Origin of the sequence: Streptomyces sp. G5(2025) (assembly GCF_049542075.1) — a bacterium.
Classification (GTDB): domain Bacteria; phylum Actinomycetota; class Actinomycetes; order Streptomycetales; family Streptomycetaceae; genus Streptomyces.
In genome coordinates this window covers 4,473,978-4,488,349 of record NZ_JBMUZT010000006.1, presented here as the reverse complement: position 1 = coordinate 4,488,349, position 14,372 = coordinate 4,473,978, and the positions used below count along the sequence as shown (strand labels likewise).

Below are 14,372 nucleotides of genomic sequence, written 5' to 3'. Positions count from 1 at the left end.
CCGGCCCCGTCACGCCACCAGCGCGCCCCTGAGCCTCCGCAGTCCCTCGGCGATCTCGCCGGGGGACTGCGTCACGAAGCACAACCGCAGGGTGGATACGTCCGGCGCCCCCGCGAAGAACGGCGCCCCCGGCACGTACGCCACGTCGTGCGCGACGACACTCCGCAGCAGCTCCCCCGTGTCGTACCCCTCCGGCAGCTTCGCCCACACGAACATCCCGCCCTCGGGCCGAATCCAGCTCGCCCCCTCCGGCAACGCCTCCCCGAGACCGACCAGCATCGCGTCCCGCCGCTCCCGGTACACCCCCGCCACGCGGGCGACATGGGCGTCCAGGTCCGAGTCGGCGAGGTACCGCGCCGCCGCGAGCTGGTTGACGGTCGGCGTGTGCAGGTCCGCCGCCTGCTTGGCGACGACGCAGGCCCGCACCAGCGCCCCGGGCCCCCGCAGCCAGCCGAGCCGCAGGCCCGGCGCCATGACCTTGGAGAAGCTGCCGAGCAGGACCGTGCGGTCCTCGGCCCCCGGGTACGTGGCGATCCACGGCGCCCGCTCGCCCTCGAAGCGCAGCTCCCCGTACGGGTCGTCCTCCACGATCCACAGCCCGCGCCGCCCCGCGATCTCGGCGATCCGGGCGCGCCGCTCCGCCGGGAGAGTGCGGCCGGTCGGGTTCTGGAAGGTGGGGACGGTGTAGAGCAGCTTCGGCCGGTGCAGGGCCACGAGTTGGTCGAGGGCGGCGGGGTCGATGCCTGCCTCGTCGCACGGCACGGGCACCACGCGCGCGCCCGCGAAGGCGAAGGCCTGGAGCGCCGCGAGGTAGCAGGGGTTCTCGACGAGGACGGTGTCGCCCGGCTCGATCAGCGCGGTCGCGAGGAGCGAGAGCGCCTGCTGCGACCCGGTGGTGATCAGCACGTCGTCGGCGTCGGTCGCGAGGCCGCGCGCCGTGGTGCGCGCGGCGACGGCGGTACGCAGCGCGGGCTCGCCCTCGGTCGTCGAGTACTGGAGCGCCCGCTCCGGCGTCTCTTCGAGCACCGCGCGGAACGCGGCCGCGATGCCCTCCCTGTCGAAGAGGCCGGGGGCGGGCAGGCCGCCCGCGAAGTTGATGACCTCGGGCCGCGCGGTGACCGCGAGGATGTCCCGTACCGGCGAGCCCCCGACCGCGGCGGCGCGCGCGGCGAGCGGCGGCAGGGGGGCGGCGGTGCGGGCTGGCTCGGTGACGGTCACGGCGGTGACTCCTTCGGCTCGGACGACTGTGCCCGCACCCTAAACATGTACGTGCCGCTTACACCCGCCATTCCGGGATGCGGACGCGGTGCTCGCGCACATGCTCAACTGCCGAGCGGGACCCCCCACTTGGCGCCGCCGAGCGGCCAGGCGTACGTGGGGCGCCCTTCGTTGCCGCTGGTGCGGAACGGCTTGCCCTGGTCATCGATGCGGAGCACGTTGTGCCGTTTGCCGCTCGACCACTCCAGCTCCAGGTACCAGCGGACGTCGTGCGCCTCGGTGCTCGCCTTGACGTAGAACACCTCGGGATCGCTCTCGCTCACCTTGTACGGGAAGTTCCGCTGCCCCGCCTCGGGCGCGAGAGTCGGTGTCCCGTCGTCGAGGTCGACGGCGAACGACTTGGTGGAGACGTTGCCGCCGCAGCCGACGCCCATCTGGAAGTCGTTCCAGGCCAGCGGCGAACTGGTGCTCTGGACGCGGACGTGCATGCCCTGGAGTACGACGGTGTCCTTGCCCAGGCCCTGCACGGTGACCTCGACGAGCTGTTCGCCGGCCGAGACCGCGCCGAGGTCGGCGGCCCAGCCGGGGGCGTCCTGCTCGACGGCCGGCGGCTCGGGCACCTGGTTCGGCTTCCGGTTGACCAAGAAGCGCTGGCTGCACGGGCTTTCATATACGTACGGCCTGGTCCGGGCGGTGATCGGCGCCCCGAGGTCGTCGCTCCGGCCCTCGCCCGCCGCCGCGGCGCCCTTGCCGACGCCCTGGGAGGCGCGGGGCCGCTCGGGGCCGCCCTTGCCCTTGCCCTTGCCGGAGGGCGCGGAGGAGGGCTTGCCTTTCTTCTTCTCTCGGTCGTCGGCGGTGTCCTCGCGTCCGCCCTTGCCGGACGGGTCCCCCGGGGAGGCGCTCGGGCTGACCGGCGTAGAGGCGCCCGCGGTGCGCTTGTGCCCGCCGCCGTCGTCGTCGCCGTTCAGCGCGAGGGCGACGGAACCGGCACCGACGACGAGGGCGACGGCGGCACCGATGGCGACGACCCGGCGCCGCTTGCCTCGCTCGGCCTCCGGCGCCGGTTCCGGCTCTCGCGCTGGCGCCGGCTCCGGTTCTGGCTCCGGCTCCGGCCGCTCAAGTCCTGACGGCACGGCCCCGGGGGCTGCCGCCAACCCCTCCGGGCCCGCCTTACGCCCGCGCGCGGCGTCCGCCAGGATCCACCGCCGATGGACCTCGACCAGCTCCTCGGGCGAGGCCTTGCAGAGGCGCGCGAACCGCTCCACGGGCGCGAAGTCCACCGGCACCGCGTCGCCGTTGCAGTACCGGTGCAGCGTCGACGTACTCATGTGCAACCGCTTGGCCAACACCCCGTAGCTGAGCCCCGACCGCCCCTTGAGCTCCCGCAGCAGCTCCGCGAGCGAACCCATGTGCCGTCCTCCCCATTCCAGTACCGCGTTCCAGGGCGAGGTCATCCCCCCAGGTCAAAGCCGGTGCGGGTGTTCCAGCGTCCCCCGTTCCCCGCCGCCTCTGGCGACCGGGACACCCCGCCGCACAAGCTGAGGCCATCCAAGCACGCCGCTCCCGCCGACCGCCTAGGCGGACACGCCCCCGTCCGCACGACGCCAAGGACCCAGCCATGTCCCCCAGCACCGAGCCCCGTTCGGACCTCACCGTCCGCCTCATCGCCGCCACCGCGATCGTGCTCGCGACCCTGTCCGTGACGGCGTGCGCGAGCAGCGACGGCATCGGCCTCCGCGACGAGGGCACGGCGACCCCCGCCGGAGTCCGACCGGTTTCCGATTCTCGGGACGTCGGTGACGCTCCGTGGCCGTCATGGGGCTGTGCGCGCACCCGTGCACCGGATTCGTACGGGTCCGCACGAGTGCAATCCTGGACGCCAGAGGGGTGTTGACCGCCGCGCCGGAGAACACGCCGGAGTTCGGCCTGGTCCCGAGGTGGGCCGAGGAGTACATGGACCCGGAGCGTGAGGCCATCGCTCTGTCCTGGTACGACAACCAGGTGCTGCCTGGACTGGACCGCTGACCAGCTCACACACCAAAAGGTAAGTACCGCACCAATTAGGGAACCCCGGCCCAGGCAAGGGAGTTGGCGGAGCGGGCCGCCGCCCACGGCATCACGTACCTCGACGGCGGCATCATGGCCGTCCCGCAGATGATCGCGACACCCGCCGCGTACATCCTCCACAGCGGCACCGACGAGGAGGCGTACGAGACGCACCGCCCCACGTTGGCCGCCCTCGCGGACACCAAGTGGGTCGGCAAGGACCCGGGCGCCGCCGCGCTGTACGACCTCTCCCTGCTCACCGGCATGTACGGCCTGGTGATGGGCGTCGCCCAGGCGTACGCCCTGATCGGCAGCGGAGGCGTCCCCGCACGCGAGTTCGCGCCGCTGCTCAAGGACTGGGTCGGCGCCATGACGGAAGGGCTGGTGCCCGGCATGGCCGAGGCGGTCGACTCCGGGCAGCACCTGACGGACGTGTCGTCCCTGGCCATCAACCAGGCCGCGCTCCCCAACTTCCTGTCGGCCTTCGACCAACAGGGCCTGCGCGGTGACCTGTTCAAGCCGCTCCAGGACCTCCTGGACCGCTCGGTCGAGGAGGGGTACGCCACCGACGGCCTCTCCCGCCTCGTCACGCTGATCAGGAAGGACTGAGGAGGGGGACCGGTCCGACTGGATTTCTATTAACCCCAACGGGTGGCGCGAATTCAGATTGTCGGCCGCGGTCCACAACAATGGCGAACCTCACGGCCGTTGGAGGTCTCGTGTCCCGCCCCGTCTCACCCCCCTCGAACATGACCACGCTGGGGTGCGCGCTCTTCGCGACCCGCTGGCTCCAAGCGCCCCTGTATTTCGGCCTGGTGGCCGCGCAGGGCGTGTACGTCTACAAGTTCTTCAACGAGTTGTGGCACCTCATCCACCACGTCATCAGCGGACACGCGGACGAGACGCACGTCATGCTCGCCGTCCTCAAGCTCGTCGACGTGGTGATGATCGCCAATCTGCTGATCATGGTGATCGTCGGCGGGTACGAGACGTTCGTCTCGCGCATCGGTCTGCAAGGCCACCGCGACCAGCCCGAGTGGCTGTCGCACGTCAATTCCAACGTGCTGAAGGTCAAGCTGGCCACCGCCATCGTGGGCATCTCGTCGGTGCACCTGCTCCAGATGTTCGTCGACGTGCACCACACGCCCCGGCACGACCTGCTGTGGGGAACGGTCATCCACATGGCGTTCATCGCCTCCGCGGCGATCCTCGCCTACATGTCCGGCCCCATGGCGGCGCACGAGGCCAGGGCGCGCACCGTGAAGGAGGATCCCCCGGCCGTGGTCATCCCCGCCCAGCGGAGCCGCGGGGCGGCCGACGACGACGGGGAGGCGGCGGGGCCGAGGAGCGGCGCCGAGCAGCGCATCGCGGCCGCCGGGTTCCCGTCCCGGAAGCTCCTGGAGATGTTCGACGAGGGGCATCTGAGGGCGCCCGAACCCCAGGTGATCACCCGACTGGGGAAGGTCGACTTCGTCACCCGCAAAGCGAACGTGGTGCTCCTCGGCGGCCCCGGCACCGGCAAGACGCACCTGGCGGTCGCCCTCGGCGTACGGGCCTGCCAGGCCGGTCACCAGGTGCTGTTCGCGACCGCCGCCGAGTGGGGCACCCGGCTCGCGGCGGCCAAGGCCGCGGGGCGGCTGCGCGAGGAGCTGACCCGCCTCGACGCGTACCCGGTGCTCGTCGTGGACGAGGTCGGTTACGTGCCGTTCGAACCCGAGGCCGCCCGTCTCCTCTTCCAGCTCGTCTCGCACCGCTACGAACGCGCCTCGCTGATCGTCACCGGCAGCCTTCCGCTGGCCCGCTGGGACGAGGTCTTCGGCGACAGCGCGACGGCGTCCGCCACGGTGGACCGGCTGGCCCACCACGCGGACGTCATCACCCTCGACGCCGACAGCTACCGCACACGCCGCCTCGAAGGCGCCGCACCGCCCGCCTTCTGACACGGCCTAGGGGATGAGGACCACCTTGCCCGTGGTCTCCCGCCGCTCCATCGCCGCATGCGCCGCCGCCGCCCGCGCCAGCGGGAACGCCTGCCAGGAGGGCACCAACTCCCCCTTGGCGGCGGCTTCCAGAGCCTCCCGCTCCCGCGCGGGCCCCTCCTCGGGGCGCCCGATCAGCTCCATCAGGGCATTGACGTACGAGATGCCGCGCCCGGCGAGGACCTCCGGTGCCGGCTCGAACGCCTCCTGCGAGGCCCAGCCGATGACGATGTACCGCCCGCCCTCGCCGATCAACTCGAAGGCGGCGGCCGCTTTCTCGCCCCCGACGCCGTCCAGCACGGCGGTGACCGCGCGCCCGCCGAGCTGTGCACGGACCGAGTCGGCCCACCCCGGCACGTTGTAGTCCACGGCGACCGCCGCGCCGAGCGCCCGCACCGCATCGACCTTGCCGGGGCCGCCCGCCGCCCCGACGACCGTGGCGCCCAGGGCGTGCGCGTACTGCACGACGAGCCGCCCCACACCCCCGGCGGCCGACGTCACCAACACCACGTCGTCCGGCCGGAGTCGCGCGATGCCGAGCAGGCCCATGGTCGTGGCGCCCGTCATCACCATGGTCACGGCGCCCTCGAAGCCGAGCCCGTCCGGCACGGCGTGCAGCTCGCCGACGGGGGCGACCGCCAGCTCGGCGTACCCGCCGGGCGAACCGTGCGAGGTCACCACGGGCAGGCCGAGCCAGGACGCGTCGACGTCGGGGCCGACCGCGTCGACGACGCCCGCGACCTCGCCGCCGAAGACCGCGGGAAGCTCGGGCAGCGGCGGCGCCTTGTCGGAGGCCTCCCCCGCCCGCATCACGGTCTCGACGAAGTGCGCCCCGGCCGCGGCCACGGCGATCCGCACCTGGCCGGGGCCCGCGACGGGGTCCGGCCAGGTCTCGTACCGCAGATTCCCGGCGGGCCCGAACGCGTGCAGAACAACGGCGTGCATCTCGTCCTCCTCGGACGGGGCCCTCCCCGGGCCCCTCTGCACACCACCCTGCGACCTCAACTCCGGTTGAGGTCAAGGCGCTACAGCTGCCGCGCCACCTCGGTCGCCCAGTACGTGAGGATCATGTTCGCGCCCGCGCGCTTGATCCCCGTCAGCGACTCCATGATCGCCCGGTCGCGGTCGATCCAGCCCCGCTCGGCGGCGGCCTCGATCATCGCGTACTCGCCGCTGATCTGGTACGCCGCCACCGGCACGTCCACCGACTCGGCGACCTTCACGAGGATGTCGAGGTAGGGACCGGCCGGCTTGACCATCACCATGTCGGCGCCCTCCTCCAGGTCGAGCGCCAGCTCCCGCAGCGACTCACGGCTGTTGGCCGGGTCCTGCTGGTACGTCTTGCGGTCGCCCTTCAGGGACGACCCGACGGCCTCGCGGAACGGGCCGTAGAACGCCGAGGAGTACTTCGCGGTGTACGCGAGGATCGACACGTCCTCGTGGCCGACCTGGTCCAACGCGTCCCGGACGACGCCGACCTGACCGTCCATCATGCCGCTCGGGCCCACCACATGGGCGCCCGCGTCGGCCTGGACCTGCGCCATCTCCGCGTACCGCTCAAGCGTCGCGTCGTTGTCGACGCGGCCCTCGGCGTCCAGGACACCGCAGTGCCCGTGGTCGGTGGTCTCGTCCAGGCACAGGTCCGACATGACGATCAGCTCGTCGCCCACCTCGGCCCGCACGTCGCGGATCGCGACCTGGAGAATCCCGTCCGGGTCCGTGCCCGGCGTGCCCGCGGCGTCCTTCTTGGACTCCTCCGGCACACCGAAGAGCATGATCCCCGAGACCCCGGCCTCCAGCGCCTCGACGGCCGCCTTCTTCAGGGTGTCGCGCGTGTGCTGGACGACGCCGGGCATCGACCCGATCTCGACCGGGGCGCTGACCCCCTCGCGCACGAACGCGGGCAGGATCAGGTCGGCCGGATGCAGCCGCGTCTCGGCGACCATGCGCCGCATGGCCGGCGTCGTCCGCAGCCGCCGCGGCCGCGTCCCGGGGAAAGATCCGTACTTCGTCACTGACGTCACCTGGATTCGTGCGCTGCTGATGTCGTTGTGGGCGGACCCGGAGGCCCGCCCACAAGAACCTACGGCGCGGTGCGGCGCCGACGCGAACCGGGCCGCCGCTCACTCGGGCGTGTCACCGGGTCCCCGGCGTCCAGCGCCGCGGCCCGCCGCCGCGCACCGAAGTCCGCCAGCGCCTGCGCCAGCTGATGGACCGACGGCTCGGGAGCCATCACGTCCACCCGCAGCCCGTGCTCCTCCGCGGTCTTCGCCGTGGCGGGACCGATGCACGCGATCACCGTCACGTTGTGCGGCTTGCCCGCGATGCCGACGAGGTTGCGCACGGTGGAGGACGACGTGAACAGCACGGCGTCGAAGCCGCCGCCCTTGATCGCCTCCCGCGTCTCGGCCGGCGGCGGCGAGGCGCGCACGGTCCGGTAGGCGGTGACGTCGTCCACCTCCCAGCCCAGGTCGATCAGGCCCGCGACCAGCGTCTCGGTGGCGATGTCGGCCCGCGGCAGGAAGACGCGGTCGATCGGGTCGAAGACCGGGTCGTACGGCGGCCAGTCCTCCAGGAGCCCCGCGGCCGACTGCTCACCGCTCGGCACCAGGTCCGGCTTCACACCGAAGGCGATCAGCGCGGCGGCGGTCTGCTCACCGACGGCCGCGACCTTGATACCGGCGAAGGCGCGCGCGTCGAGCCCGTACTCCTCGAACTTCTCCCGCACCGCCTTGACGGCGTTGACGGACGTGAAGGCGATCCACTCGTACCGCCCGGTGACCAGGCCCTTGACCGCGCGCTCCATCTGCTGGGGCGTGCGCGGCGGCTCGACGGCGATGGTCGGCACCTCGTGCGGCACCGCGCCGTAGGAGCGCAGCTGGTCGGAGAGCGAGGCCGCCTGCTCCTTCGTCCGCGGTACGAGCACCCGCCAGCCGAAGAGGGGCTTCGACTCGAACCACGACAGCTGGTCGCGCTGGGCGGCGGCGGAACGCTCGCCGACCACGGCTATGACGGGCCGGCCCCCGTCGGGCGAGGGCAGCACCTTCGCCTGCTTGAGGACCTGCGCGATGGTGCCGAGCGTCGCGTTCCAGGTGCGCTGGCGCGTCGTCGTACCGGCGACGGTCACGGTCATCGGGGTGTCCGGCTTGCGGCCGGCGGCCACCAGCTCGCCCGCGGCCGCCGCGACGGAGTCCAGCGACGTGGAGACCACCGCGGTGCCGTCGGACGCGCCGACCTCGCTCCAGCAGCGGTCCGACGCCGAGCGGGCGTCGATGAAACGGACGTCCGCGCCCTGCGCGTCACGCAGCGGCACACCGGCGTACGCGGGCACACCGACCGCCGCCGCGACGCCCGGCACGACCTCGAAGGAGATCCCCTCGGCGGCGCAGGCGAGCATCTCCTCCGCCGCGTGCGTGTCGAGGCCGGGGTCGCCGCTGACCGCGCGCACGACCCGCCTGCCACCCCTCGCGGCCTCCATGACAAGATTGGTGGCGACTCGGAAAGTCGCCGTGTCCGCGGTCGTTGACGCCTCGTCAGCGCCCGTCGGCCCAGGTGTGTCCACACCTCCCCTGGCATGCACACGGACGACGTCGAGTACATCCGGCTCGGCGATCAGCACATCCGCTCGGGCCAGCGCCTCGACGGCGCGCAGGGTCAGCAGTCCCGGATCTCCGGGTCCGGCACCGAGGAAGGTGACGTGCCCGTGTGCGGGAGTGCCGGGAAGGTTCGAGGTGGGGCTCAAAGTGCTCGCTCCCCCATCAGACCGGCCGCGCCCTTGGCGAGCATCTCGACCGCGAGTTCGCGGCCCAGCGCCATGGCTTGGGTCTCCGTCTCGGGCACGGGACCGGTGGTGGACAGCTGCACCAGCGTCGAGCCGTCGGGCGTACCGACGACACCGCGCAGGCGCATCTCCTTGACAATCTGCCCGTCGGCCAGCAAGTCGGCCAGCGCGCCCACGGGCGCGCTGCAACCGGCTTCCAGGGCGGCGAGCAGGGACCGCTCGGCGGTGACGGCGACCCGGGTGAACGGGTCGTCGAGCTCGGCGAGCGCGGCGGCGAGTGACGCGTTGTGCGCGGCACACTCGATCGCCAGTGCCCCCTGGCCGGGGGCGGGCAGAACGGTGTCGACCGACAGGAAGTCGGTCACCTCGCCGGTCCGGCCGATGCGGCTCAGTCCGGCGGCGGCGAGCACGACGGCGTCGAGCTCCCCCTTGTGCACGTATCCGATGCGGGTGTCGATGTTCCCCCGGATCGGCACGGTCTGGATGGCCATGCCGTGGCTGCGCGCGTAGGCGTTCAGCTGCGCCATGCGGCGCGGCGAACCGGTGCCGACGCGGGCGCCCTCGGGGAGCCCGGCGAAGGTCAGTCCGTCGCGTGCGATCAGCACGTCGCGGGGATCCTCGCGCTTGGGCACCGCGGCGAGCACCAGCTCGGCGGGGTGCGCCGTGGGCAGGTCCTTGAGCGAGTGCACGGCGAAGTCCACCTCGTCACGGACCAGCGCCTCGCGCAGGGCGGCGACGAAGACGCCGGTGCCGCCGATCTGCGCCAGGTGCTCGCGCGAGGTGTCGCCGTACGTCGTGATCTCCACGAGCTCGACGGGGCGGCCGGTCAACTGCCGTACCGCTTCAGCGACTTGGCCCGACTGGGCCATGGCCAGCTTGCTGCGCCTGGTCCCGAGCCTCAGAGCCCTCTCGGTCATGCCCGGCCTCTATTCGGTTCGTGGTTCTCGTGGTTCGTGTCGTTCGCGTTGTTCTTGCTGTTCGCGTTGTTCGCGTTGTTCAAGTGGTCGGCACGGCTGACCGACGCGACCGTCTGCGGGTCGAGGTCGAAGAGCGTGCGCAGCGCGTCCGCGTACCCGGCGCCGCCCGGCTCGCCGGCCAGCTGCTTGACCCGCACCGTCGGCGCGTGCAGCAGCTTGTCCACGACGCGGCGCACGGTCTGCGTGATCTCCGCGCGTTGCTTGTCCTCAAGCCCCGGCAGCCGTCCGTCGAGCCGCGCGATCTCGCTCGCCACCACGTCGGCGGCCATGGTGCGCAGGGCGACCACGGTCGGCGTGATGTGCGCGGCCCGCTGCGCGGCGCCGAAGGCGGCGACCTCGTCGGAGACTATGCCGCGCACCTGCTCGACGTCCGCGGCCATGGGCGCGTCGGCGGAGGCCTCGGCCAGCGACTCGATGTCGACCAGCCGTACGCCGGGGACGCGGTGCACGGCGGCGTCGATGTCACGGGGCATGGCCAGGTCGAGCAGCGCGAGCACGGCCGGGCGGGCCGCACCCGCCGAGGACACGGGCTTGCGCCGCTCCGGCAGGCGTCCGGTGACGCGCGCGGCGGCCACCAGCGCGGCGATGGCGTCCGCCTCGGCCCGCGGATCGACCGGCTTGTGGTGGACTTCGCGCCGCTCGGCCGGGGCGTTGTCCACCCACGCGGCGTGCTGCTCCAGGGACGCGGCGTCCATGCCGGCGACGGCGGCCTCGCCCGCGACGGAGAAGCCACGCGGGGCGGTGAGGTCGACGGGGCAGCCGTCGTCGGCCGCGGCGGGCTGCGCGGCCTGCACGGCGGAACCGCTCCTGGTCTGCGCCGGTACGTCACCGGGGCGGCCGTCCGCGGGGACGCGCCCCTCGACGGCCGCCACGACGGAGTCCGCCGTCAGCACGAGACCGGTCGCGCCGGTGCAGGACACCGCCACATCGGCACGTGTCAGTTCGTGGGCCACCTGATCCATCGGTACGGCCCGCGCGCTCACGCCCGTGCCGCCCTGCTCGCCCAGGATCTCCGCCAGCCGCTCGGCACGCTCCAGCGTGCGGTTGGCGACCACGATCTCCTCGACCCCGGCCCGCGCGAGCGTCGCCGCGGCGAGCGAGGACATGGAGCCCGCGCCGATCACCAGGGCGCGCTTGCCCTTGGCCCAGGTCTCGACGGACATACGTACGGCGAGCTGTTCGAGGCCGAAGGTGACGAGCGACTGCCCCGCCCGGTCGATGCCGGTCTCGGAGTGCGCGCGCTTGCCGACCCTCAGGGCCTGCTGGAACAAGTCGTTGAGGAGACGGCCCGCGGTGTGCAGCTCTTGGGCGCGCGCGAGGGCGTCCTTGATCTGCCCGAGGATCTGCCCCTCGCCGACCACCATCGAGTCGAGCCCGCACGCCACCGAGAAGAGGTGGTGGACGGCGCGGTCCTCGTAGTGCACGTACAGATAAGGGGTGAGCTCTTCCAGGCCCACGCCGCTGTGCTGCGCGAGCAGCGTCGACAGCTCGGCGACACCGGCGTGGAACTTGTCGACGTCGGCGTACAGCTCGATGCGGTTGCACGTGGCGAGCACGGCCGCCTCGGCGGCGGGCTCGGCGGCGACGCTGTCGTGCAGCAGCTTGGCCTGCGCGTCCGCGGGCAGCGCGGCCCGCTCCAGGACGCTCACCGGAGCGCTGCGATGGCTCAGCCCTACGACCAGGAGGCTCATGCCGGCATCACGGCGGGAACGTCCCCGTCGGGTCCCTTGCGGTGCGGCTTGGCGGCGGCGGGCGGCACGACGTCGTCGGCGGCGGCCTCCTCACCGGCCTTGCGCTGCTCGTGGAAGGCGAGGATCTGCAACTCGATGGAGAGATCGACCTTGCGCACGTCGACGCCGTCCGGCACGGAGAGCACGGTCGGCGCGAAGTTCAGGATCGAGGTCACACCGGCGGCGACGAGCCGCTCGCAGACCTGCTGGGCGGCGCCGGCCGGGGTGGCGATGACGCCGATGGAGACGCCGTTGTCCTCGATGATCCGCTCAAGGTCGTCGGTGTGCTGCACGGGCATCCCGGCGACAGGCTTTCCGGCCATTGCCGGATCGGCGTCGATGAGCGCCGCGACCCGGAAACCACGCGAGGCGAACCCGCCGTAGTTGGCCAGCGCGGCCCCGAGGTTACCGATGCCGACGATGACAACCGGCCAGTCCTGGGTCAGACCCAGTTCACGGGAGATCTGGTAGACGAGATACTCGACGTCATAGCCGACGCCTCGCGTCCCGTACGAACCGAGGTACGAGAAGTCCTTGCGCAGCTTCGCGGAGTTGACTCCCGCGGCGGCCGCGAGCTCCTCGGAGGAGACCGTGGGCACCGAGCGCTCCGACAGTGCGGTGAGGGCTCGGAGGTACAGCGGAAGCCTGGCGACGGTGGCCTCGGGAATCCCTCGGCTGCGGGTCGCCGGTCGGTGAGTTCGGCCAGTTGCCACGGTGCTCCTGCGGGTAGAGCGGGGCTGTAGGCGGTCACTCGTCCCCAGACCGCCCCGTCGAATGCAGGCTATGTCTTTGTGAACGCGTGCACAAAGATTGTGTCCGATTTGCCCGGCCAACGTGACCGGGGTCACGCGCCCCCGGCGCACGATCGTGGAACCGATACGCGGGCGGCGCCGTTGCTCACTGGATGGGGGCAAAACCGCACACTCTCCTCACGATCATCGCCCCCGAGACCAAAACCGCCCCAAAGCGTAAACGACTTCGCGTCCACTTTGGACTACCTGGTCAGTAGCTTCGGCCGCGTCAGCGGATCCCGGGGTGCCCGGTCAGCCGGTCAGCTCACGCCGCAGCCGCTCCTCGTCCACGCGCCAGAAGGTGTGCTGCTCCCCGTCCACCAGGACCACCGGGATCTGCTCCCAGTAGGTCCGGTGCAACTCCTCGTCCTGCGTGATGTCCTTCTTCTCCCATGCGGCACCCACCTCCGCGCAGACCTTCTCGATCACCAGCTGTGCGTCATCACACAGATGACAGCCCGGCTTCCCGATCAGGGTGACCGTGCGATCCGCGGGGTTCTTCTTCTCCGTACGACGAAAAATCGGGCTCATGCCCCTATTCTCGCCCCGCCGACGCGCCCGGCGGAGACCCCAGGCCGACGCCGTTCGAGGGGTCGGCGGCGAAGAGTTCACCAGGCCTCACCTCCCCGACATCCCGCCGACTCCGGAACCACCGAACGAACTAGCTATGCTCACGGCATGGCCGCTCTCGGATGGCTCACACCCCGTAGGCGCTCCGCCACGGCGCGGAGCGTGTTGGCAGGCGAGGCCTCGGCCGAGGCCGCCCGCAAGTCCTCCCAGGAGCTGGCGGCGCTCGCCGGACCGGCCACGCCCGAGGAAGGTCCGGGCGAGCCGGAGTTCCCCGTCGTCGGCGATGTGGAGGCCGCCGCCTTCTTCGACCTCGACAACACCGTGATGCAGGGCGCCGCGATCTTCCACTTCGGCCGCGGCCTCTACAAGCGGAAGTTCTTCGAGCGCCAGGAACTGGTCCGCTTCGCCTGGCAGCAGGCGTGGTTCCGGCTCGCCGGGGTCGAGGACCCCGAGCACATGCAGGACGCCCGCGACAGCGCCCTGTCCATCGTCAAGGGCCACCGCGTCACCGAGCTGATGACCATCGGCGAGGAGATCTACGACGAGTACATGGCCGAGCGCATCTGGCCGGGCACCCGCGCCCTGGCCCAGGCCCACCTCGACGCGGGCCAGAAGGTCTGGCTGGTCACCGCCGCCCCGGTGGAGATCGCCACGGTCATCGCCCGCCGCCTCGGCCTGACCGGCGCCCTCGGCACCGTCGCCGAGTCCGTCGACGGCGTCTACACCGGCAAGCTCGTCGGGGAGCCCCTGCACGGCCCCGCGAAGGCCGAGGCCGTGCGCGCCCTCGCCGCCGCCGAGGGCCTGGACCTGGCCCGCTGCGCCGCGTACAGCGACTCGCACAACGACATCCCGATGCTCTCGCTCGTCGGGCATCCCTACGCGATCAACCCCGACGCCAAGCTGCGCAAGCACGCCCGCGAGCGGGACTGGCGGCTGCGCGACTACCGCACGGGCCGCAAGGCCGCGAAGGTCGGCATCCCCGCCGCAGCCGGCGTCGGCGCGCTCGCGGGCGGCACGGCCGCGGCCATCGCCCTGCACCGCCGCCGCCACTGACCCACCGCCGCCGCCACCGACCCGGCCGCCGCGGGCCAAGGCCGCCGGTCAGCGCACATTCCCCCGGTCCTACCCCGCCCGGCCCACGGCCAGTCCCGGTGGTTGAACTCGGCCACAACACGCCCCGCGCGGCGACGGAATGTGAACCGTTCCGATCAACAACCACTCACTCTCTGGTACTTGATCCGACTCCGTTCAGTAACAGAAACGACGTAATCGGTGATTTG

The 14,372-nt window shown here is 72.1% G+C and carries 13 protein-coding genes; 4 read left to right on the top strand and 9 right to left on the bottom strand.

What is annotated here, in order from left to right:
- Positions 1 to 9: 9 nt before the first annotated feature.
- Together ACOBQB_RS31195 and ACOBQB_RS31190 are read right to left on the bottom strand one after the other, a co-directional pair.
- Positions 10 to 1,218 carry a PLP-dependent aminotransferase family protein gene (locus tag ACOBQB_RS31195; RefSeq protein WP_423596423.1) on the bottom strand — a complete coding sequence of 403 codons (1,209 nt, stop codon included), beginning with the start codon at positions 1,216 to 1,218 and terminating at the stop codon, positions 10 to 12.
- Between the two features lie 104 nt (positions 1,219 to 1,322).
- A complete protein-coding gene (locus tag ACOBQB_RS31190; protein WP_423596421.1) occupies positions 1,323 to 2,627 on the bottom strand; it encodes a helix-turn-helix domain-containing protein in 1,305 nt (434 codons plus the stop codon).
- A gap of 397 nt (positions 2,628 to 3,024) precedes the next feature.
- Here ACOBQB_RS31190 and ACOBQB_RS31185 point away from each other — a divergent pair, with 397 nt between their 5' ends.
- From ACOBQB_RS31185 to istB, 3 genes are all read left to right on the top strand, one after another.
- A complete protein-coding gene (locus ACOBQB_RS31185) occupies positions 3,025 to 3,243 on the top strand; it encodes a hypothetical protein (RefSeq protein WP_423596419.1) in 219 nt (72 codons plus the stop codon).
- A 63-nt stretch (positions 3,244 to 3,306) separates the two neighbouring features.
- Positions 3,307 to 3,873, top strand: a complete 567-nt coding sequence (locus ACOBQB_RS31180; protein ID WP_423596417.1) for a hypothetical protein — start codon at positions 3,307 to 3,309, stop codon at positions 3,871 to 3,873.
- A gap of 140 nt (positions 3,874 to 4,013) precedes the next feature.
- Complete coding sequence (gene istB, locus ACOBQB_RS31175) at positions 4,014 to 5,204, top strand: IS21-like element helper ATPase IstB (protein ID WP_423596415.1); 1,191 nt, start codon at positions 4,014 to 4,016, stop codon at positions 5,202 to 5,204.
- Between the two features lie 6 nt (positions 5,205 to 5,210).
- On the opposite strand, the gene ACOBQB_RS31170 is transcribed toward istB, so the two are convergent.
- The 7 genes from ACOBQB_RS31170 to ACOBQB_RS31140 form a co-directional block, all read right to left on the bottom strand.
- Positions 5,211 to 6,188 carry a zinc-binding dehydrogenase gene (locus tag ACOBQB_RS31170; RefSeq protein ID WP_423596413.1) on the bottom strand — a complete coding sequence of 326 codons (978 nt, stop codon included), beginning with the start codon at positions 6,186 to 6,188 and terminating at the stop codon, positions 5,211 to 5,213.
- Positions 6,189 to 6,268: 80 nt separating this feature from the next.
- Entirely contained in the window at positions 6,269 to 7,258 is a 990-nt protein-coding gene (gene hemB / locus ACOBQB_RS31165; RefSeq protein WP_423596411.1) for a porphobilinogen synthase, read from the bottom strand.
- 68 nt (positions 7,259 to 7,326) lie between these two features.
- On the bottom strand, positions 7,327 to 8,985 hold the full coding sequence (locus ACOBQB_RS31160) for a uroporphyrinogen-III synthase (RefSeq protein WP_423596409.1): 1,659 nt from the start codon (positions 8,983 to 8,985) through the stop codon (positions 7,327 to 7,329).
- Positions 8,982 to 9,941, bottom strand: coding sequence for a hydroxymethylbilane synthase (gene hemC, locus ACOBQB_RS31155; protein ID WP_423596407.1), 960 nt, complete (start codon positions 9,939 to 9,941; stop codon positions 8,982 to 8,984). The genes ACOBQB_RS31160 and hemC overlap by 4 nt, the downstream gene beginning before the upstream one ends.
- A complete protein-coding gene (locus tag ACOBQB_RS31150) occupies positions 9,938 to 11,692 on the bottom strand; it encodes a glutamyl-tRNA reductase (RefSeq protein ID WP_423596405.1) in 1,755 nt (584 codons plus the stop codon). The genes hemC and ACOBQB_RS31150 overlap by 4 nt, the downstream gene beginning before the upstream one ends.
- Positions 11,689 to 12,444 (bottom strand): redox-sensing transcriptional repressor Rex, encoded by a 756-nt coding sequence (locus tag ACOBQB_RS31145; RefSeq protein ID WP_423596403.1) that lies wholly within the window; start codon positions 12,442 to 12,444, stop codon positions 11,689 to 11,691. The genes ACOBQB_RS31150 and ACOBQB_RS31145 overlap by 4 nt, the downstream gene beginning before the upstream one ends.
- 330 nt (positions 12,445 to 12,774) lie before the next feature.
- Positions 12,775 to 13,053 (bottom strand): glutaredoxin family protein, encoded by a 279-nt coding sequence (locus ACOBQB_RS31140; protein WP_423596401.1) that lies wholly within the window; start codon positions 13,051 to 13,053, stop codon positions 12,775 to 12,777.
- 147 nt (positions 13,054 to 13,200) lie between these two features.
- On the opposite strand from ACOBQB_RS31140, the gene ACOBQB_RS31135 reads away from it, so the two are divergent.
- Positions 13,201 to 14,145, top strand: coding sequence for an HAD family hydrolase (locus ACOBQB_RS31135; protein ID WP_423596399.1), 945 nt, complete (start codon positions 13,201 to 13,203; stop codon positions 14,143 to 14,145).
- The last annotated feature ends 227 nt before the right edge of the window (positions 14,146 to 14,372 follow it).

Excerpts from the sequence above, each read along its gene's own strand:
- hemC (WP_423596407.1), bottom strand. The coding sequence starts at position 9,941 with ATGACCGAGAGGGCTCTGAGGCTCGGGACCAGGCGCAGCAAGCTGGCC.
- istB (WP_423596415.1), top strand. The coding sequence starts at position 4,014 with ATGACCACGCTGGGGTGCGCGCTCTTCGCGACCCGCTGGCTCCAAGCG.
- ACOBQB_RS31135 (WP_423596399.1), top strand. The coding sequence starts at position 13,201 with ATGGCCGCTCTCGGATGGCTCACACCCCGTAGGCGCTCCGCCACGGCG.
- ACOBQB_RS31150 (WP_423596405.1), bottom strand. The coding sequence starts at position 11,692 with ATGAGCCTCCTGGTCGTAGGGCTGAGCCATCGCAGCGCTCCGGTGAGC.
- ACOBQB_RS31140 (WP_423596401.1), bottom strand. The coding sequence starts at position 13,053 with ATGAGCCCGATTTTTCGTCGTACGGAGAAGAAGAACCCCGCGGATCGC.
- ACOBQB_RS31170 (WP_423596413.1), bottom strand. The coding sequence starts at position 6,188 with ATGCACGCCGTTGTTCTGCACGCGTTCGGGCCCGCCGGGAATCTGCGG.
- ACOBQB_RS31190 (WP_423596421.1), bottom strand. The coding sequence starts at position 2,627 with ATGGGTTCGCTCGCGGAGCTGCTGCGGGAGCTCAAGGGGCGGTCGGGG.